An 18,026-nucleotide genomic window follows, 5' to 3' on the forward strand; every position below is an offset into this window, starting at 1 on the left:
GCGCAGAAAGACAAAACGGGTTACGCGCGTTACAAAATGACGCCGACGGCGTCTAAAAGGCTCATGCCGTCACCGACTTGCAGCGTTTGGCAGCTAACGGCCTGCCCAGCCGCCACGTCGCGCGGGCCGTCGCCGATCATATAAGAGCGCCGAAGGTCGATATGATAATCCTCGGCGGCCTTTAAAAGCATACCCGGCTTCGGCTTGCGGCAGGCGCAGTCGATTTTCAGCGCCGGTACCTCCCCCGCAAACCCGGCATCGGGATGGTGCGGGCAGTAATAGATGGCGTCAAGATACGCGCCTTGTCGGCCCAAAAGCGTTTCCAGACGGTTATGAATGGCGTGAAGGCCCTCATCCGTCACGTCGCCGCGTGCGACGACGGGTTGATTCGTCACAAGGATGGCGAGATACCCGCTTTGATTAATTTTTCGGATCGCTTCGGCCGCACCGTCCAGCAGCACGAGCGCATCGGGTTGTGTGACGTACCCGGCGGCACTGTTAATCGTCCCGTCGCGGTCTAAAAAAACGGCTTTTTGACTGTTTCGGAGATTCCGGGCCGCAATGAGGCCGCGCTGCATGTCGCGCGTGACCTGCTCGAAGCGCTCGGGCGTGCCCATATCCTTGGCGTATTCGGTAGATGCGTAAGCAAACAGCGCGCCTTCTCTAATCAGCGGGGCGAGCACGTCACGGTCCAGGTCTGTTTTTTTAAGCACTGTGAGACCTGTGAGCGCACGGGGGGACAGGATGTGGATGCCCGCGTTGACCCGGTTGGGGCAGTCGCCCCGCGCATCCTCCCGGTGTAGCCAGGCTTGAACGGCACCGCTGTCGTCGGCAATGACAAGGCCGCTGTCATAGGGGTGGTCGTTCGGATGTGTGAATAGCGTCGCCGCGCCGCCTTTTGCGCGGTGAAACGATAAAAAGCGCTGCAGATTCATATCGAAAACGATATCCCCGTTTATGAGGAGAAAATCGTCTGTCAGCGTGTCTTTTAAAAGAAACAGCGCGCCTGCCGTACCGAGGGGCTCTTCTTCCTCAAGATAAGTAATCGTGACGCCAAAGAAGTCTCCGGTGCCGAAATAGTCGCGGATGACGCGCCCAAGGTGGCCGATAACGAGGATGATTTCCGTGATGCCCTCGCGTTTTAACGCGGCCAGCTGGTGCTCAAGGATTGGCTTTTGGAGAATTCGGATCATCGGCTTCGGTACGTCCGGCTGCAGGGATGCGATGCGCGTGCCCTTTCCGCCGGCCATGATAACAGCTTTCATTGTAAACCTCTCTATATAAACGCTTGTCGGTCAGGCGCCGAACAGTTCGTTTTCAACGGCCAGACAAAACAGGTGGTACGCCGGTGTATGCAGGTTTTGAACACGGAAGGCGTCCTGCGCGGGGACGTTGACCAGAATATGCGCGATTTCGCGGGCAAAGCCGCCCGTTTCACCGGTAAAGGCGATCACAGTCATCCCCAGTGCCGCCGCGACCTCGCAGGCGTAGAGGACGTTTTGCGAGCAGCCCGACGTTGTTAAGGCAAGCAGCACGTCTCCCCGTCTGCCGTAGCCAAACACCTGCTGGGCAAAGACGAGGTCAGCCCCGTTATCGTTGGCGCAGGCCGTAATAAGCGATGTCTCGCCGACGAGGGAAACGGCGGGCAGCGCCCGCTGGAGCCCCGCGGCAAGGTAGGCGCCATGGGGGCAGGCGTTTTGAAGCAACTCGCGCTCGCCCGGGGTAAGCGTTCTTGGGAGCACGAACGACTTCATCAGCTCGCCGACAATATGCTGGGCATCCGCCGCGCTGCCGCCGTTGCCGCAGACGAGGAGCTTCCCGCCGCTTTTAAAGGCATCAGCCGCCGCTTCAACGGCCTTCAGAAGCGGCATGCGGCAGGACGTAAGCGCCGGTGTTTCGCCAAGGAGCGCGTCTATAAGTGCTGTCGTTGTCTCTTTCATATCAAGTTCCCCCTTCAGCGTCGTCACGCGCATCATACGGCTCCGGCGCGTAGAAGAGGACGCGCGACCCGCCGTTTTCAAAGTCAAACGGGACGTATAAGAGCTGCTCCAGCGCGTCTTTTACGGCCTGTTGCCTGTCCTTTTCAACATACAAGAGCACAAAACCGCCGCCGCCTGCCCCCAAAAGCTTGCCGCCAAGGGCACCGGATCTTTTCGCCGTCTCGTAAACGACATCGATAAAGTCGCTTGAAATGCGGCTGTTGAGGCCGCGCTTGAGCTGCCAGCCCACATCCAGCAGGCGGCCGAAATCATCAAGGTCCCCCTCGGACGTGAGAATTTTCTCCGCCGCGTCAACGAGGCCGAGCATTTCCAGAAGCTCAGGCGTTTTGTCTTTCAAATGCGCCTGCGTTGATTGCTGGATGGCAAAAGAATCCCGCGAGAAGCCGGTGAAAAAAAGCATCAGGTTCTCATGGAGCGCCTTTTTCCGCGCCGGTGAGACAATGACAGGGCTCACGGTGTAGCCGTCCGCGGCAAAGTCAATACGATTGAAACCGCCGAACGATGTGGCGATCTGGTCCTGCTCGCCGCCGCTTTCAGCGCAAAGGACGCGCTCTAAAAAAATGGCTTCGTCGGCCAGCTTTTTCCGGTCGGCATACTTCCCCTTCAATGCGTAAAAGGCATTGAGCATCCCAACCGCGAAGGCGCTGCTCGTGCCAAGGCCGGTGCGAGCGGGCAGATCGGCCTCATACGTCAGTCGGATTTCGTGAATATCGAGAAATTTCATCGCCTCGCGAACGGCGGGATGATGCAGCTCGTCGGCCGTTGATACGCGTTCAATCTGTGAGTAGGACACCTCGGTGGCGTACTCAAAAAAGCGCGGCAGATGGCGCACCGTGACGTAGCAGTATTTATCAAACGTTGTTGACAGAACGCACCCGCCGTGCTCCCGGTAAAAATCAGGGAAATCGGTGCCGCCGCCAAAAAAGGACATCCGAAACGGCGTTTGTGTGATGATCATATAGAAAAGCCCCTTCCCATTCGTCAAGATGCGTAACGCTGATTATGCACCCTGCCGCGGTTTAAAGTTTGAGCCCGCCGAGCAGGCTTTTAAGATTTTCTTCCCAATTGAGGTGCTGTTCAAAAAATAGCCGGGCGCCTTGTGAGAGACGGGTACGGAGGCCATCGTCCTGAAGGCGCAGAAGCGCGTCATCCAGCGCCGCGTCGCCGCGCGCTATGAGGCCGGTCTCCCCGTCAACGACAACTTCACGCAGCCCTGCGACATCGGCGGCAATAACGGGAACGCCGAAGGCGTACGCAATCGGCAGAACCCCGCTCTGCGAGGCCTCGATATACGGGAGGACGACGGCACGTGCGTTTTGAACAAGCCAGAGCATCTCGCCGTCTTCTATAAATCGGTTGATCAGAAAAACGCTGTTATTTTGCCGGGCGCGCTCGGCCTCCTCCGGCTCGAGCCGGCCGCTGCCCGCCACAACAAGGGGAACGGACAGTTTTTCACCGACGCGGTCATACGCGCGCAAGAGATTGACAATGCCCTTATAGCGGCTGATGCGGCCGAAAAAGAGATAATAGCCGCCCGTCTGTACCAGTTCCTGCGGCTTTTTCGGCGCGGCGTCCGGCAGATGCGCGCCGAGCGGCATTAGCAGCGCTTTGTCGGCAAAGGGGGCATAAAGTCTGTCAAAGAGGCGCAGGCTGTTTTCAGACAGGAGGACAACGCGACCGGCGGCACGCAGCGCATGCTTACGGCTGTACAGCTCAAAGCGCTGCTTGAGCCAGTCTAAAAGCCTCAGTGTTTCCGGATGCGGCGACACATCGTGCAAGACAAATACCGTCCGCCACCGGCCTTTCAGGGCGCAGAGCGTCTGCGCGGAGATAATCCCCTCGTCGCAGAAGACGACGAGGCCCGGCTTTTTGTGGGCAATCCGCGCGGCCACGCGCGCACTCGGCGTATTGTTCGGCAAAATGTTTTTAAAGCGTCTGTAGCGTTCGATGGTAAAAACGGGCGCCGGGACATCGTCTGCTGTGTCTGGCAGGAAAAGCGTCACCTCATAACCGAGGCGCGTCAGCTTTTCCGCGAGCGTCACAGACAGCTGAACGATGCCGCCCTTAAAGTTGGAGGTGAATAAAACGATTGTATTCATGAGCCTTCTCTTTCCTAGTTGGGATGCAAGCCAGCCTGACGGCGGGCGGCGCGGCGCAGCAGGAGAACGATTTTTTCAGTCCCGAGACCGAGGACGGTGTGTGTCGGGAAATCGCGTGCCGCATCAAAGCTACACGTAAGACTTTTGTTCTCGGAGAGCCAGCGGTCCAGCGCGTCAAAGCTTTCCGGCGGCGTTGTGTTTGGGTGGAGGCAGACGGTGACAAGGCCCGCGGGGGCTTTAAGCGGCTTCGATGTCTGGCATGGGATGCACTTAAGGCCTTGACGCATATAAGGAAACAGACCGTAGCCGTCCGTCACATAGCGGAAACCGAGAGCATGAAGGGCACGGAGCGTCGTATCGTCATACGAATGCGCCGGGGCCATAAAGATATCCGTCTGAAGCCCGAGGCCTGTGAGAATCCGCTGCCCCTCTGATAAGAGCGCATGCTGCCTGTCATAGGATAGGCCCGCAAATTCGCTGTAGGCGTTGATGCCGAGGCGGCCGGTGTTTTGCGTTGTATACACGTGGCGCGCCCCGTGCTGCGCGATACAAAAGCCGCGTTCTTGAAGAAGGCGGATTTCGTCCCAGCCGCCGCTGTTATGCGCAAGGCGCAAAAGCGCGGGATCCTGATTGTCGGGTATGACGCCGAGGAGCGGGCGGATATCGTGCTTTATCATCATGTCCACGAGACGGTGAAAGTTCTCCCACACCATATAAGGTGAGACGTCGTCTATTCGAAAGGTAACGCGCATAGAACCTCCTCCAATCACGTCAAGGCAGCATCGTCAGACAAAGGCGCGCAGCCAGCGGAACGCGCGGCGGCGTGATAGGGCGACAGCCGCAAGCGAAACAAGCGCCGAGACTGTCACAGCAGCCAAAACAGCCGCCTCGCCATTTGGCGATACGCCTATCAAACGCCATAAGAGCGTGAGGGCTATCACAGCGAGGATGTGATCGTAATAAATGAGCGAGGAGGCCATACGCAGCAAGACGGCCCAGCCCCGATTGATTATGGCCGGTACCCGCTCACAAAGGCGGACAAGCGCCCAGGCGGCTGGGACAGCCGACACCAGCATGTTCACGCTGTGCAGCACCGAAGCTTCCACGAACATGACGGCGAGCGACACGGCAAAAATAGCGGCAAGCACCGCCGTCCGGCACCTTGCTGCCGTTTGGCCGAGACGCATTCCGAGGGCTGTGTAGAAAAGCCCGTAAAACAGGCCGTTGCGCGTTGTGAGAAAGACAGCGTTGTAAGCGTTAAAAAACCTCTCGGCATCGGGAAACCGCGCAAGAAGGGCCGGGCTGTCACCAATTGCGCCGATCAGCAGCAGCACGAAAGCCATCAGGAGAATGGCCCGGCGGCTGATCCCAAGCTTTAACAATAGCGCCAGCGCGGCAACGGCAAAGAAAAGCGCCGGCAGATACCACAGCTGGACAATGTCACTGGCGAAGACGAGCTGTTGGGCATACTGGAGCAGGTTTTCCCACATCGGCCTGCCGCCGGAAAGCCAGCCGTAAACGGTGAAGGGCAGATAAAGAAGCGACCAGAGCGCATATAGACGCAGGATCCGCCGAAGATATTTTTTAACGGTTGCCGCCGTTACATCCGCGCGGCCGAAGAGCAAAGAACCGGAAATGATGAAAAAGCACGGGACGGCAAGGTTTGACAGCCATTCGACAACAAAAAGCCAGGCAGCCGACGACGCCGGGTATGCGCCCTGAACGGCGTGGCGGGCGACGACAAGCAGCGCCAGCAGAAATTTCAGCAGGTCAAACCCGACACGGTGATGCCGGGCATTTGGCTGCACGCCACCCGATACCTCCGTCACGACACGCCCCCCTGCCCTTTTTGAAGTCTGCTCGCGACAAAACCGCGAACGATCTTTTGAAGGCCGGCAAACGCATCCGACCGAATCGTTCCGAGAACGAAAATGGCGGCTGTTATAGTACCGTAAAGTGCGCTTTTCCCGATAATCACCAGATACGTCCCGCCAGGGCCGAGCGCCTCGTCAAGAAATACAAGCGGGATAAACGCGAGGGCGCCGAGGGCAAGATAAAGCAAATAGCGCTTGAAGTAGTCAACAAACGGCCTGTGAAAACCATGCTTATACAGAATATACGGCTCGACCCAAAAGCTTGTCACCAAAAGGCTTCCAAGCGTCCCAAGAAAGACGCCGACGATGCCGAAACGGATGGCCAGCACGACGGATAAAACAAGATTGACGGCAGCCTCAACAAGCGGCTTATAACGGTCATGCCAGAAAAGTCCCTGACTGTCACGGAACGACATGGTAATGCGCCGCATGCCGTTTAAGAGAAAACACACGAGAATGACGACGACCGTCGCCCTGTCGAGCACGTATGAAGCGCCCGCCCAGAGCGCCACAAAATCGTCGATGACGAAATACAAAATCACCGTTGCGGTGATGACGACGAGGGCATTTAAATAAAGCCCGATACCGTACACTTCATACATGCGCTTTTGATTGTCCGTCACGCTCAGGTCGCCGACACTCGCCGTGAGCGCGGCAAACGCCTGACCGATAATGGTCGACAGCGCGATGAGGACGAGATTGTAATTTGAATAAAAGCCGACCGCCACGACGCTGACAAAGGCGGCAATAATAATATTGTCCGTTCCGCTGACGGCGGCCCCGCCGAGTCCATGCAGGAACAGTGCCCGGACACTTTTTGAAATCGATTTTTTCGTCTCGCCGTCGACTGTCTCGCGCGCCTGCGCTTTCATATAGGGGTGTTTTTTGCGTGTGACAAGCGTCACGACAACGCCCTCGAGCAGGTTGCACAGCAAGAGCGCCGTCAGGTACAGATAATAATTATGATAGAGGATGAGCAAGGTGACCTGCAGCGCGTTTAAAAAAATGTAGACGAGATACGCGATGACAGCCGTTAAATACTTGTCCTGATACGCCACCAGCAATGTTTTGTTGTAGGAGAAAAAATAGGTGGCCGACATGGCGGCGAGATAGAGCATGTAATATACCGTAACGTCGCGCCCCGGAATCGGCGAATGCACAAAAAGCGGGAACGCCGGAATGACGGCAAGCCCGGCAAAAAAGATAAATAGGCCGACCCTGTTATAAAGACGCCGGAAATAGCCCATCAGCGCACGGATACGCGCCTCGTCCTTTTCGGCGATCGGGCGGAAGAGGACGACGAGAAAGGCTGTTGCAAAGCCCATTTCCGACATGGCGAGAATAGATAGGACGTTTGAAAAAACACCATTCAGGCCGAGATAATCGGCCCCCAGGTTGCGGATGAAATACTGCCGCGTAAAAAAAGTGACCAGAATTGTCAGTGCCTGGAGAAGCAGCGTCACGACGACGTTGCGGAGCGATTTGCGCGTTCTCACGAGGCGTCACCGCCTTCCGGCGCGGCTTGAATCGGTTCGGCTGCGCCGTCCGTCTCCCGGTCGGCAAACACGAAGAGCAGGAGCAGCAGATAAAACAGGTGACGGTTAAAGAGAATCTGGTCTGTCAAATAGATAAGGATTAAAACAAGAAACAAAACCTTGTTCCGGCTGACCTTGAAAAGGCTTGCCAAATAGGTGTTCCAAAGAAGCCCACCCACGACGCCGAAACTGAAAAAGCTGAAGAACAAGGCGTTTGTCCCGTTGCCGATGATTTCTGTCGAGACGGATTTGACGTAGCCAGCCAGCTGATTAAGACCAGCACCGAACAAAATCTCCTTCACACCGAAATAGCGGAAATACTGCAGCGAGCCGAAAACGCGGATGTTATCCTTCAAATTGGAAAACCGCAGCTTTTCAAACACCTTCACATCGGCAAAGGCGGAAACATTCATGACGAGGACGGCAAGCCCAATGAGAAAAAGCACCCATTTGACAATAATGGGAATCTCTTTTTTCCGCACGATGAAGATGAGGGAAATGACGATCGCGGCGGCGACGCCCGTCGTACTTGTCGACAAATAGAGCGTCACGAGCAGAAAAATGGCCGTCAGGTACTTTTTGCGGTTGAGAGACAAGGCGTAAACGGGCAGAACGTAAATGGCAAAATAGGCCGGTTCGAGAAAAACGGAATTCGGCCGCCCGTATGTAATGGCGATTGACGGATATGCCTCCAGCAGGCTCGGCTCAATAGCCGGGACGACAAGGCCTGTTAAGATAATGCCGCGCGTATACAGAAAATACTGAACGCATAGAAAAGCAGCACAGGCAAGAGCCACCACCTGCAAAAAGCGGTAAAAAACATCACGATCAACAATTTCGCTGTGAATAAAATATGCGCAGAGGATGGCCGTAACAAGCATGTCCAAGCTGTTATTCATGACGCCCGTAAGCGGCAGTGTGCGCATATGAAGCAGGCCGGTGACGATGTTGAGGACGGCCAGCGTGACGATAACCAGCAAGAGCTTTAAATTGAGCAGGACGCGGCCGCGTTTGACGAGCACATCGACAACCAATACAAACAGCAACAATACCGTGCCCAAATTGAACACCAAGATGCCTTTATAGGCGCCGAGAATCGGCATGAGCGCCAAGACGCCGTATTTAAAAAGCTCAAATCCATTGAGCCGCGCGGCTTTGTTCATGACGGCCCCCCTGCTGTGCTACAGCTTTTTCAGCGCGCTTAAATAAAATTTTTCCAGCCAGCGAACGGTGTCCGCGATATCATAGCCAGACGCGCGCACCGCTTCCGACAGATCCTGCCGTTCACTGGCGCCCGCGAGAATTTTCGCAGCCCAGACGTCCGCCCCACGGGAGAGCGGTACGAATGAACAGTGGCTCGTGACGGCGGCATCCTCAGCAATTGTATCGGACAGAACGCATTGAAGACCGGCACACTGCGCCTCAATAGCCGTAAGCGGGACGCCCTCCCACAAGGACGGCAGTACAAAGACATCCATCGCCATATACAGCGCCGGCAGATCATGCCGCACACCGGTAAAAATGATGTGGCCTGACAGTCCCTTGTCGGCCGCGCGCTTTTTAACGGCTGCTTCGAGCGGCCCGCCGCCTACAAGCAAGAGCTTTGCCCGGCTGTTTTGACGGTGCACCGCTTCGAACGTGTCGATTAAAAACGCGTGGTTTTTGACAGGGATAAAAGAGCCGACATGACCGACGACAAGCGCGTCTTCCATACCGAGAGCACTTCGGGCGCGGCGACGGAGGTCTGCATCATATGCAAATTCCTGCGTGTCGACAGCGTTTGGAAGAATGAAAAAGTTGTCTTTACGGACGGCCTTGTCACCAAAAAGCCAAACACCAGCCTTTTCGGAGCAGGCAAATAGATAGTCGGCCCGTTTGCGAATTGGCCGCTGCAGCAGCGATTTAACGAGCGCTGAGACACCGCGGCCGGACGATGTGCTGTGGCTGTGCGCCACAGTGATGAGGCCATACTGGCGCGCGGTGGCGAGATAGAAGGCCGCCACGGAGCGCTGGTGGCCGTGGATGAGGCTGTATTCGGGATGGGCGGTGAAAAACTGATGCCATGCCCTGAAATACGTGAAAATATTTTTAACGCAAAAGCGCGGCAGAAGAAAGACTCTGCCACCGAGCGATTTGATCTCGTCGGCATAATCGCCCTTTTGGTCGGCGCAGACGACAAAATCAAACTGGAAGCGGTCTCTGTCAAGCCGACGGTAAAGGTTCATGACCATCGTCTCGGCGCCGCCCCTGTCAAGGCTGCCGAGAACATGCAAAATACGATATGTTGAAGACATTATTTTCTCCCTGTCGTTTCACTTTTAATCCTGTCGATTTCTTCGATATAAGCCGCGATGACAAGCCGCCTGTCAAACTGTTTCAGGACACGCGCGCGGCCGTTTAGGCCCATTTGACGCCGCTCTGTGTTATCAAGCGTTAAAAAGCGCTCAACGGCATCAATCAGCGCCCGGCTGTTCCGGCGTTCAAACAGAAAGCCGCTGACGCCGTCGTCAACGATTTCGCGGCAGCCGCCAATGTCGCTACAAAGGATCGGCCGACCGCATGCCGCCGTCTCTAAAAGCACGTTGCTCATCCCCTCCCAGTAGGAGGGGTGAATTGTGGCGTGAGAATTTTTATGAAAAAGGCGGACATCGTCCTGCACGCCATGATAGATAATCACCCCACGCGCGATGAGTGCGCGCAGTTTTTCCTCAAAATCCTCTACACAAGCCCCCAAAATGTGAAAGGCCGTGTTTGGGTAGCGCGCCTTGATCTCTTCCGCCGCTTCAAGATACTCTCCTATTCCCTTCTCCGCCATGATACGGCCGATGAATAGAAAGTTGATCGTCTCGCCGTCGGGATAGCCGAGCAACCCATACTGTGCCGTGTTGACACCGGAGCCGGGGATGAGTCGGCGGTGTTGCTGCGTTAAAACGCGATGCCGCGCCATGAACATAAGGTTATCCTGATTTTGAAAAAAGACACAAGCAGCGCGTTTGAGCGCCGTTCGGTATAAGGCGAGCATCAAGCGGCGCAGCGGGCCGCCTTTTTCAATAGACGCACCGAGCCCCGTGATGTTGACGAGGTAAGGCACGCCCAGAAGACGGCAGACAATTCCGCCGTAGACGTTCGGCTTGACAGTATATGTCAGAACCACGTCCGGCTTCGTTTCTTTGACGATGGCCCCATAAGTCAGCAGAAGCTTCAGCTCGCTGAGCGGATTTTTACCGCGGCGGTTGAGCGGCGTTTCGATAACGCGGCAACCGACGGCTTCCAGCTTCGGGACAAAAGGGCCGTTCGGGAGCCCGGCGACAAGCTCGTGCCCCTGCCGGGCCAGCTCGCAAAGCAGCTCGTAGCGGAAGCGGTAAAGACCGCTGTCGGCATTTGCTAATATGAGTATCCTCATTATGACGATCCTTTCAGGCGCGGCGCGCGGTAGAGGGGGAAATACCCCGCGTCAGCCGCTTCTCCATGTCGGGCGGCGGCGGCGACGAGCGCGTCATACGTCTTTTGATCGTAAATGCTTTTACCAACGCAAAAATCGTACGGCGGACTATTAGAAAACCGACTTTTGAAATGAAAGAGCGAATCGTCCGGGCTGTTTGAAAAACCGCCGCCAAGATGGTTGAGGAGATAGCCCTCCTCTTTGGCGCGCAAGGCACGAGCAGACTTGATAAAACCGATGGCTCTCGTTTTATTGCCTGCCGACGTCGTCGTCGTCAGATGTGTGTGGATATAGGGATGGTACTTTAGGTATAAAACGCTGGCGACAATCTCGCCGTCAATTAGGGCGTTGACGAGCTCCACCCGGCCGTGGAGGCCTTTGAGCGCTTCGAAGTACGACGGCGGAAAAAAGTAATACGCGCTCGTCTGCTTTGAGGCCATCAAATCATAATACAGCCGCGTAAAGTCACCCATTGTTTCCAGTGCGCTGTCAAACTGAATAGAGAGGCCGCGCTCGGCGGCATGGCGGTAGCTGTTGCGCACTGTCTGCTCAAATTCCTCATTAAAAATATCCTTTGTCAAGTCGATGGCAACCGTTTTTCGGAGGGGGATGACCGTATCAAACGCCTGTGTGAAATCTGCGGCATTATTGACGACAGGGTGAAAGCGGATAAATGACGCGACGATTTGATGATCGAGACAGTATTCCCGGAAGGCGGCGGCAAATGATTGGGCAAGCCTTTTTTTGTCCGATACGGTGCCGAGGATGACCGGCCCACCGTAGCCGTACGGCGTTGTAATGTCCCCATACCGCTCAAAGCCCTGAAAGCCTGTGAGCGGCCGCCTGAGAAACTGAAAGTAGACGGTGCCGTCCGGCGTTTGATGCTCAAAGCTCTCGAACACGCCGCCCTCGTGCGTCTCATACAGGCGGCCGTATTCAGGCGTGAAGTAAATATCGGGCAGATGTTCCATAAAGCCTCCCGGCAGTTATTTGAACGCGGCGACCGCCGCTTCCGACGTCTGCTCATGTGCTAAGTCGGACGCGCGGACAAGGCCGCGCCTGAGCTGGTCGCGCTGAAAATCATCAAAGTAATCGAAGCTCTCACCGTCATCGGTCACCAGCGCGTCGTCCCCGCGCAGTGTTTTGAAAACGGTTGCAAACAGAATATTAATATCGAGAGCTAATGACATATTGTCAACATAGTCGGCATCATACGCAAAGCGCTTGTCCCACGCGCAGTTGACGCGCCCGTTGACCTGCGCAAGGCCCGTAAGCCCCGGCCTGACATCGTGGCGGCTGTTCTGCCGCTTCGTATACCACGGCACATAGCGTAAGATGAGGGGGCGCGGGCCGATAAAGCTCATCTCACCGCGCAGGATGTTGAAAAGCTGGGGCAGTTCGTCAAGACTTGTCCGGCGCAGGAAGCGACCCGGTGCCGTTAAAGAAGCCGCCTCAACGCGGCCCGCGCCCTCGTAAAGGGGCTTCATCGTTCGGAACTTGTACATTTTAAACGGCTTTAAGTCCTTGCCAATGCGCGTGGCGTTATACATAACGGGCGATGACGGATCGTCCAGCTTGATGACAAGCGCGAGGAGCAGCTGGAGCCAGCCCGTCAAGACAAGCAGGACGGCGGCAAGGAGCCAGTCGAGCGAATATTTTATGTAAACGTATTTTTTCATGCCATCTCCGCAACGCGCCTTGTCAGGCGCGCCATAAGTCTCTGATGATATTAATCACGCGGTCCTGCTCCGGCACCGTCATGCGCGTATCGCTCGGCAGGCAGACGCCATTGTTAAAGATCGACTCGGCGACAGCGCCGCCGACCATGTCACACGCTTTGTAAAACGGCTGGCAGTGCAGCGGCTTCCAGATGGGGCGGCTTTCAATGTTTTCCCGCTCAAGCGCTTCGATAATTTCTGCCGGGCGCACGGGGCCGCCGAGCGTCAGACACGAGAGCCAGCGGTTACTATAGTCCCATGCGTTATCCGGCATAAAGGCAACGCCCTCGAGCCCGGCGAGCGCTTTTTGATAGCGGCCATAAATTGCCCGCTTTTGACCGACGCGGCTGTCGAGCACCTTGAGCTGGCCGCGGCCAATGCCGGCAAGAACATTGCTGAGCCGATAATTATACCCCAGCTCGCTGTGCTGGTAATGACGTGCCGGATCGCGTGACTGCGTGGCCCAGAACTTGATTTTATTAATACGCTCTTCCTTGTCGGACACGACCATACCACCGCCCGACGTTGTAATAATTTTATTACCGTTAAACGAGTAAACGCCAAAATCACCGAACGTGCCGGTGTGACGGCCTTTATAAAGCGTTCCGAGGCTTTCAGCCGCGTCTTCAATCAGCGTGGCGTGATAGCGGCGGCAGAGGGCGGCGATGGCGTCGATATCGGCGGACAAGCCGTAGAGATGAACCGCGATGACGGCCTTTGGCTTGTATTTCTTCAAAGCTGTCTCGAGCGCCTCGGGGTCGAGGTTCCACGTATCCCGGCTGCTGTCGACAAAGACCGGGACAGCGCCGAGGTAGATAATGGGGTTTGCCGATGCGGCAAATGTCAGGCTCTGACAGACGACCGTATCGCCGCGAGCAACGCCCGCGGCCAAAAGGGCCATATGGATGGCCGCCGTCCCGGAGGAGAGCGCGGCGGCGTGCCGTGCGCCAACCATCTCGGCGAGTTCACGCTCAAAGCCGTCAACATTTGCGCCGAGCGGGGCGATCCAGTTCGTCTCAAATGCCTCGCGCACAAATGCCTGCTCGTAACCCGCGTCACTCATATGGGGGGCGGCGAGATAAATTCTTTTCTGCATTGTTTTCATCTCTATTATTTATCGGTCTTTTTCGTGCCTTATCCAGCCACAGACGGTGTTCTTGCGAAAATTCGCGTTAATCCGCCGTTTCTGGTGCTTAAATTATATAACATCGATCATCGCGAGACAAGGATAGAATCATTGGACATCGCGCCATGGAAAAAAGTACATCTCACCCGTCAATTTCGACCTCTTGGCGGCTTTAACGTGCCTCATACGGAAAACCCCTTTTAACTTTCCGAAAGAGACGCTATAATGCGAGCATGAGGAGGTGATCCGGTGAAGGTCCGTATTGAGCTTGTCGAGCAGTCAGCCGACGAGGAAGTGCTCATCCGCTGCGGCCGCGTGGACGACACCATCATGAAAATTCACCGGTACATCCAAAGCGAGACGCAGCCTGGCGCCAAGCTGACCTTTTACAAGGACAACGAGGAGTTCTACTTCCCGCTGGAAGAGGTGCTGTTCTTCGAGACAGCTGGCGAACATATTTACGCCCACACGGCGACCGACGCCTACCGCATCCGGCACCGGCTGTACGAACTGGCGGAAATGCTGCCAAGTGATTTCGTGCGTGCGTCGAAGTCGACGATCATTAACGCCCGGCAGGTTTACTCGATCACGCGCAATCTCACGGCCTCAAGCCTCGTCCGCTTCGCCGGGAGCCATAAACAGGTTTACGTCTCGCGCAATTATTATAAAGCGCTGCGCCTGCGGCTCAGTCCCAGCCGGGGCGGCGCGCCGTCCGGCTAGGACGGCATTGAAAACATCTATTCATTTCACTATATGACGTATGACAGAAAGGAGTCATCATGAAACACAACAATTGGTTCTGGGGCGTCTTCTTTGTACTGGCGGCCGTCTTTGTCGTTGCCAGCCAAATTCTCTCGTTTACCCAGATCGGCTTTCTCAGCATCCTGGCGACCGTTTTACTCGCGGCCGTTTTTATCCAGAGCCTCGTGAAACTCAACTACTTCGGTGCTTTTCTCTCGCTGGCGCTGGCGTACCTCATTTATCAGCAGCCCTTGGGATTGTATTTCATCTCCCCCTGGCTTTTAATCCTAGCCGCCGTGCTCGTTAGTATCGGCTTTCACATCATTTTCCGCAAACACTCGAAACCACCGTGCTGCACCAGCTACGCGCACCATGGCGAGGCACATTACGAGACGGTTGAAGACATCGACGACAACAACCCGAGCGTCAGGGTCTCATTCGGCGCTTCCAGCAAATATCTGCATGCCAATGCTTTGAAGACGGGTCAGTTTTCTGTATCCTTCGGCGCGCTGGACGTCTATTTTGATCAGGTGCAGCTTGACCTCGAGGGCGCCCAACTCTTCTTGGACTGCAGTTTTGGTGCTATCAAGCTCTATTTCCCGAAAACATGGCACATCGTTGACAGCCTGAGCGCCAGCCTTGGCGGCGTCTCAAACGATACGCGCTTTAGCAAACCGGGTCCAGGTGCGCCGACCGTCACCCTGACGGGCAATGTTTCGCTCGGCGGCGTTGAAATCTACTACGTGTAATCCGCTGTATTAAATTATGTCCTGAAATGCGGCGCCGCCGGGGAGCCGCCGCGTTTATTTGCCCGGCGGCGGCGACTGTGAGGAACCCTTATGACAAACCGCGAAAAGCTTTGGACACCCGGATTTCTCGTTTTATGGCAGAGCCAGCTTGTTTCAACCGTCGGAGACGCCGTCTATGCCATCGCGCTTGGCTTCTGGGTGCTGGCAACGACGGGGTCGACGGCGCTGATGGGCATGTTGATGGCCGCCTCCACGCTGCCGGGCGTCCTCGTCTCCCCGTTTGCCGGTGTGCTCGTCGACCGGTCAAATAAAAAGCGCCTGATGATTGCGATGGATCTCATCCGCGGCGTCGCCATCGTCCTTTTGGCGGCAGCGTCCTTGTTGGGCGTCATCAGAATCTGGATGGTTTTCGCCGCGGGGATTGTTTTGAGCCTCTGCGGGGCTGTTTTCACACCGGGCGTGCAATCATCCGTCCCCGATATTGTCCCGAAATCGAAGATATCCAACGCCAACGCCGCGTTCTCGGTCGTCCTCACAGGGGCAAACCTCATCGGCAACGCCGGGGGCGGCTTTTTATATCAGGCGCTCGGGGCACCAATGCTTTTTCTAGCAAACGGCCTGTCGTACCTGTTTTCAGGCGTCTGTCTGCCATTTGTCAAAATCCCCAGCGTTCGTCATATCGAAAAGCCGCATTTCTGGAAGGATATGGCCGATGGCTTTGCTTATATGTGGCGCCTTGTGGGTCTGCGGCTGATTCTTGTCATCGCGGCGCTTATTAACTTTTTTTCCTTTGTCGCCATCACCCTGATTCTGCCGTACTGTCAGTTTAACCCGCACCTCGGCGCCGTGGCCTACGGTGTTTTGATGGCGTGCTTTATGGGCGGCGCCGTTGCCGGTTTCACCGCCCTCTCCATTTTCTGTTTCAAACCGCAGCACAAGATGGCGGTTTTCATTGTCTCAAATTTTTGCTGCTATGTCTTTCTCATCATTGCCGTTAATCAGCCGAATCTCGTTGTCATGGCTGTTTTACTCGTCGTTGCCGGGGCGGCTAACGCCGCCATGAATGTTTTGATGGTGTCGACCGTTCAGGCGTCGACACCGGCGGCACTGCGCGGCAAGGTAATGTCGTTCATGCGCATGACGACGACGGGCTTGACGCCCTTTGCGATGGCGCTGGCTGGTGTGCTCGGCGGGTTTTTGCCGCTTCGGCTTATTATCACAGGGGCCTTCGCCTGCGGCCTGCTTGTGTCCTTACCGGCATATTTTTCGAAGCCCTTCAGAGCCTTCTTATCAGCCGAGGATCTGGCCAAAGCCTGCCTGAATGCCCAGAAAGCGTGAGCAATGCACTGTATGGTGAAAACAGCTTGACGTTATATTCAAAATATGTTAAAATGCCGTCAAAATGAATAGCTTGTGTCTGTGCACACTTTGTGCCGGTAAGAAATTGCCGAGGGAACGCGGATGTAAATTCCGGACTATCCCAGTAACCGTGAAGCGGACGAGAGGGCAGCATGTCACTGTCAAACGACGGGAAGACGCCCTAGTAGGATGATGCTAAGTCGGGAGACCTGCTTACACATGAACACCCTGGGTTTGGGATTAAGCTAGACATAGGCCTTGCTATGTTTATTTGAGTCGCTCCTCAAACTGGGGGGAGCGGCTTTTTTGTGCTCCTTTCTCTATTCATTTCCAATTTTGAAAGGGGAACCAATTAATGAAAAAAGTAACGGCAATCCTTGTGGCAGCACTTCTCCTTGTATCCTTATCCGCCTGCTCCCTGTTCGCCCCCAAAAAAGACAACGCGGCCACATCGACGACAATCACCGTCAAAGACATGACGGACCGCTCTGTCACCTTTGACAAACCGGCCGAAAAAATCGTCGTCATTACCCCCTCCGACTGTGAAATTCTTTACGCGCTTGGCGCCGGGAATACAGTCGTCGGCCGCGGTGAATACTGCGATTATCCGGCTGAGGTGTCCAGCGTGACATCCGTTCAGTCCGGAAGCAACACGAATATTGAAGAAGTCATCGCGCTCGACCCAGATGTCGTCATCATGAGCACAATGGCGCAGACATCCGATCAGGTCAAATCGTTTGAAGACGCCGGTATCAAGGTTATCATGACGGATGCCAAAACAATTGATGATGTCTATACGGCTATCACACTGATTGGCCAGGTTGTCGGCAAGAACACTGAGGCAACAGCCCTTGTCAGCAACATGAAAAAGACCTTTGACGACCTTAAGGCAAAGGTTCAGGCAAACGGCTCGGCAAATGTCGGCAAGTCGATTTACTTCGAGGTCTCCCCGCTTCAATACGGCCTGTATACAGCTGGTAACGGCGTGTATATGGACGAGATTGCAACAATTCTCGGTCTGAAGAATATCTTTGCCGATACAGCGGGCTGGGCAGAGGTCAGCGAGGAGCAGGTTATCGAGCGCAACCCAGACTTCATCGTGACAACGGCGATGTCTTACGACGGCTCACCCAACCCGATTGACGAAATTCTCGGCCGCAAGGGCTGGGAAAACATCAGCGCCGTTATGAACAAGGCGATCTATAATGCCGACACAAATTCCAGCGCGCTTATGCATCCCGGTCCGCGTCTTGCAGAGGCGGCAACGGAGCTTTACAACTTCATCTACGGCGGCACGGACAGCACCCCGACGCCTGCCAACTAAACATCCCTCCAGCGGAAAGGGGACGCATGCCGTCCCCTTTCATTCCTTTTCGCGGCTCT

The 18,026-nt window shown here is 55.6% G+C and carries 17 protein-coding genes and 1 riboswitch; of the genes, 4 read left to right on the forward strand and 13 right to left on the reverse strand.

From position 1 onward, the window contains the following. Positions 1–29 precede the first annotated feature (29 nt). The 13 genes from IZU99_07105 to IZU99_07165 all read right to left on the reverse strand — a co-directional run bounded on the left by IZU99_07105 (position 30) and on the right by IZU99_07165 (position 13,764). Positions 30–1,265, reverse strand: a complete 1,236-nt coding sequence (locus IZU99_07105; GenBank protein UOO37038.1) for an HAD-IIIA family hydrolase — start codon at positions 1,263–1,265, stop codon at positions 30–32. Between the two features lie 30 nt (positions 1,266–1,295). Beyond that, positions 1,296–1,871: an SIS domain-containing protein gene (locus IZU99_07110; GenBank protein UOO38780.1), complete on the reverse strand. Its 576-nt coding sequence runs from the start codon at positions 1,869–1,871 to the stop codon at positions 1,296–1,298. A gap of 70 nt (positions 1,872–1,941) precedes the next feature. Further along, complete coding sequence (locus IZU99_07115; protein ID UOO37039.1) at positions 1,942–2,958, reverse strand: kinase; 1,017 nt, start codon at positions 2,956–2,958, stop codon at positions 1,942–1,944. Positions 2,959–3,019: 61 nt separating this feature from the next. Continuing rightward, positions 3,020–4,099, reverse strand: coding sequence for a glycosyltransferase family 4 protein (locus IZU99_07120; GenBank protein UOO37040.1), 1,080 nt, complete (start codon positions 4,097–4,099; stop codon positions 3,020–3,022). Positions 4,100–4,113: 14 nt separating this feature from the next. Next, complete coding sequence (locus IZU99_07125; GenBank protein ID UOO37041.1) at positions 4,114–4,851, reverse strand: DUF2334 domain-containing protein; 738 nt, start codon at positions 4,849–4,851, stop codon at positions 4,114–4,116. Between the two features lie 33 nt (positions 4,852–4,884). Beyond that, a complete protein-coding gene (locus IZU99_07130; GenBank protein UOO37042.1) occupies positions 4,885–5,928 on the reverse strand; it encodes an acyltransferase family protein in 1,044 nt (347 codons plus the stop codon). Then, positions 5,925–7,469 carry a hypothetical protein gene (locus IZU99_07135; GenBank protein UOO37043.1) on the reverse strand — a complete coding sequence of 515 codons (1,545 nt, stop codon included), beginning with the start codon at positions 7,467–7,469 and terminating at the stop codon, positions 5,925–5,927. The genes IZU99_07130 and IZU99_07135 overlap by 4 nt, the downstream gene beginning before the upstream one ends. Next, positions 7,466–8,671, reverse strand: a complete 1,206-nt coding sequence (locus tag IZU99_07140) for a hypothetical protein (protein UOO37044.1) — start codon at positions 8,669–8,671, stop codon at positions 7,466–7,468. Before IZU99_07140 ends, IZU99_07135 begins: the two co-directional genes overlap by 4 nt. Positions 8,672–8,689: 18 nt before the next feature. Beyond that, entirely contained in the window at positions 8,690–9,802 is a 1,113-nt protein-coding gene (locus tag IZU99_07145) for a glycosyltransferase family 1 protein (GenBank protein UOO37045.1), read from the reverse strand. After that, positions 9,802–10,914: a glycosyltransferase family 4 protein gene (locus IZU99_07150; GenBank protein ID UOO38781.1), complete on the reverse strand. Its 1,113-nt coding sequence runs from the start codon at positions 10,912–10,914 to the stop codon at positions 9,802–9,804. The genes IZU99_07145 and IZU99_07150 overlap by 1 nt, the downstream gene beginning before the upstream one ends. Then, on the reverse strand, positions 10,911–11,921 hold the full coding sequence (locus IZU99_07155) for a GNAT family N-acetyltransferase (GenBank protein UOO37046.1): 1,011 nt from the start codon (positions 11,919–11,921) through the stop codon (positions 10,911–10,913). Before IZU99_07155 ends, IZU99_07150 begins: the two co-directional genes overlap by 4 nt. A gap of 15 nt (positions 11,922–11,936) precedes the next feature. Further along, entirely contained in the window at positions 11,937–12,629 is a 693-nt protein-coding gene (locus tag IZU99_07160; GenBank protein ID UOO37047.1) for a sugar transferase, read from the reverse strand. A 22-nt stretch (positions 12,630–12,651) separates the two neighbouring features. After that, positions 12,652–13,764: an aminotransferase class I/II-fold pyridoxal phosphate-dependent enzyme gene (locus tag IZU99_07165; GenBank protein UOO37048.1), complete on the reverse strand. Its 1,113-nt coding sequence runs from the start codon at positions 13,762–13,764 to the stop codon at positions 12,652–12,654. Between the two features lie 279 nt (positions 13,765–14,043). Between IZU99_07165 and IZU99_07170 the strand changes: the two genes are divergently transcribed. The 4 genes from IZU99_07170 to IZU99_07185 all read left to right on the forward strand — a co-directional run bounded on the left by IZU99_07170 (position 14,044) and on the right by IZU99_07185 (position 17,967). After that, a complete protein-coding gene (locus IZU99_07170) occupies positions 14,044–14,514 on the forward strand; it encodes a LytTR family transcriptional regulator (protein UOO37049.1) in 471 nt (156 codons plus the stop codon). Between the two features lie 59 nt (positions 14,515–14,573). Next, positions 14,574–15,284: a hypothetical protein gene (locus tag IZU99_07175; protein UOO37050.1), complete on the forward strand. Its 711-nt coding sequence runs from the start codon at positions 14,574–14,576 to the stop codon at positions 15,282–15,284. A gap of 90 nt (positions 15,285–15,374) precedes the next feature. Then, entirely contained in the window at positions 15,375–16,622 is a 1,248-nt protein-coding gene (locus IZU99_07180; protein UOO37051.1) for an MFS transporter, read from the forward strand. Between the two features lie 62 nt (positions 16,623–16,684). Next, positions 16,685–16,875, forward strand: a riboswitch (cobalamin riboswitch). A 123-nt stretch (positions 16,876–16,998) separates the two neighbouring features. Then, entirely contained in the window at positions 16,999–17,967 is a 969-nt protein-coding gene (locus IZU99_07185) for an ABC transporter substrate-binding protein (GenBank protein ID UOO37052.1), read from the forward strand. Positions 17,968–18,026 lie beyond the last annotated feature (59 nt).

Source organism: Oscillospiraceae bacterium CM, assembly GCA_022870705.1.
Classification (GTDB): Bacteria; Bacillota; Clostridia; order Oscillospirales; family Oscillospiraceae; genus Sporobacter.

Bases quoted from the DNA above. Each gene is read 5' to 3' on its own strand.
- IZU99_07105 (UOO37038.1), bottom strand. From the start codon at position 1,265: ATGAAAGCTGTTATCATGGCCGGCGGAAAGGGCACGCGCATCGCATCC.
- IZU99_07110 (UOO38780.1), bottom strand. From the start codon at position 1,871: ATGCCGCTTCTGAAGGCCGTTGAAGCGGCGGCTGATGCCTTTAAAAGC.
- IZU99_07115 (UOO37039.1), bottom strand. From the start codon at position 2,958: ATGATCATCACACAAACGCCGTTTCGGATGTCCTTTTTTGGCGGCGGC.
- IZU99_07120 (UOO37040.1), bottom strand. From the start codon at position 4,099: ATGAATACAATCGTTTTATTCACCTCCAACTTTAAGGGCGGCATCGTT.
- IZU99_07125 (UOO37041.1), bottom strand. From the start codon at position 4,851: ATGCGCGTTACCTTTCGAATAGACGACGTCTCACCTTATATGGTGTGG.
- IZU99_07140 (UOO37044.1), bottom strand. From the start codon at position 8,671: ATGAACAAAGCCGCGCGGCTCAATGGATTTGAGCTTTTTAAATACGGC.
- IZU99_07145 (UOO37045.1), bottom strand. From the start codon at position 9,802: ATGTCTTCAACATATCGTATTTTGCATGTTCTCGGCAGCCTTGACAGG.
- IZU99_07155 (UOO37046.1), bottom strand. From the start codon at position 11,921: ATGGAACATCTGCCCGATATTTACTTCACGCCTGAATACGGCCGCCTG.
- IZU99_07160 (UOO37047.1), bottom strand. From the start codon at position 12,629: ATGAAAAAATACGTTTACATAAAATATTCGCTCGACTGGCTCCTTGCC.
- IZU99_07165 (UOO37048.1), bottom strand. From the start codon at position 13,764: ATGCAGAAAAGAATTTATCTCGCCGCCCCCCATATGAGTGACGCGGGT.
- IZU99_07175 (UOO37050.1), top strand. From the start codon at position 14,574: ATGAAACACAACAATTGGTTCTGGGGCGTCTTCTTTGTACTGGCGGCC.
- IZU99_07180 (UOO37051.1), top strand. From the start codon at position 15,375: ATGACAAACCGCGAAAAGCTTTGGACACCCGGATTTCTCGTTTTATGG.
- IZU99_07185 (UOO37052.1), top strand. From the start codon at position 16,999: ATGAAAAAAGTAACGGCAATCCTTGTGGCAGCACTTCTCCTTGTATCC.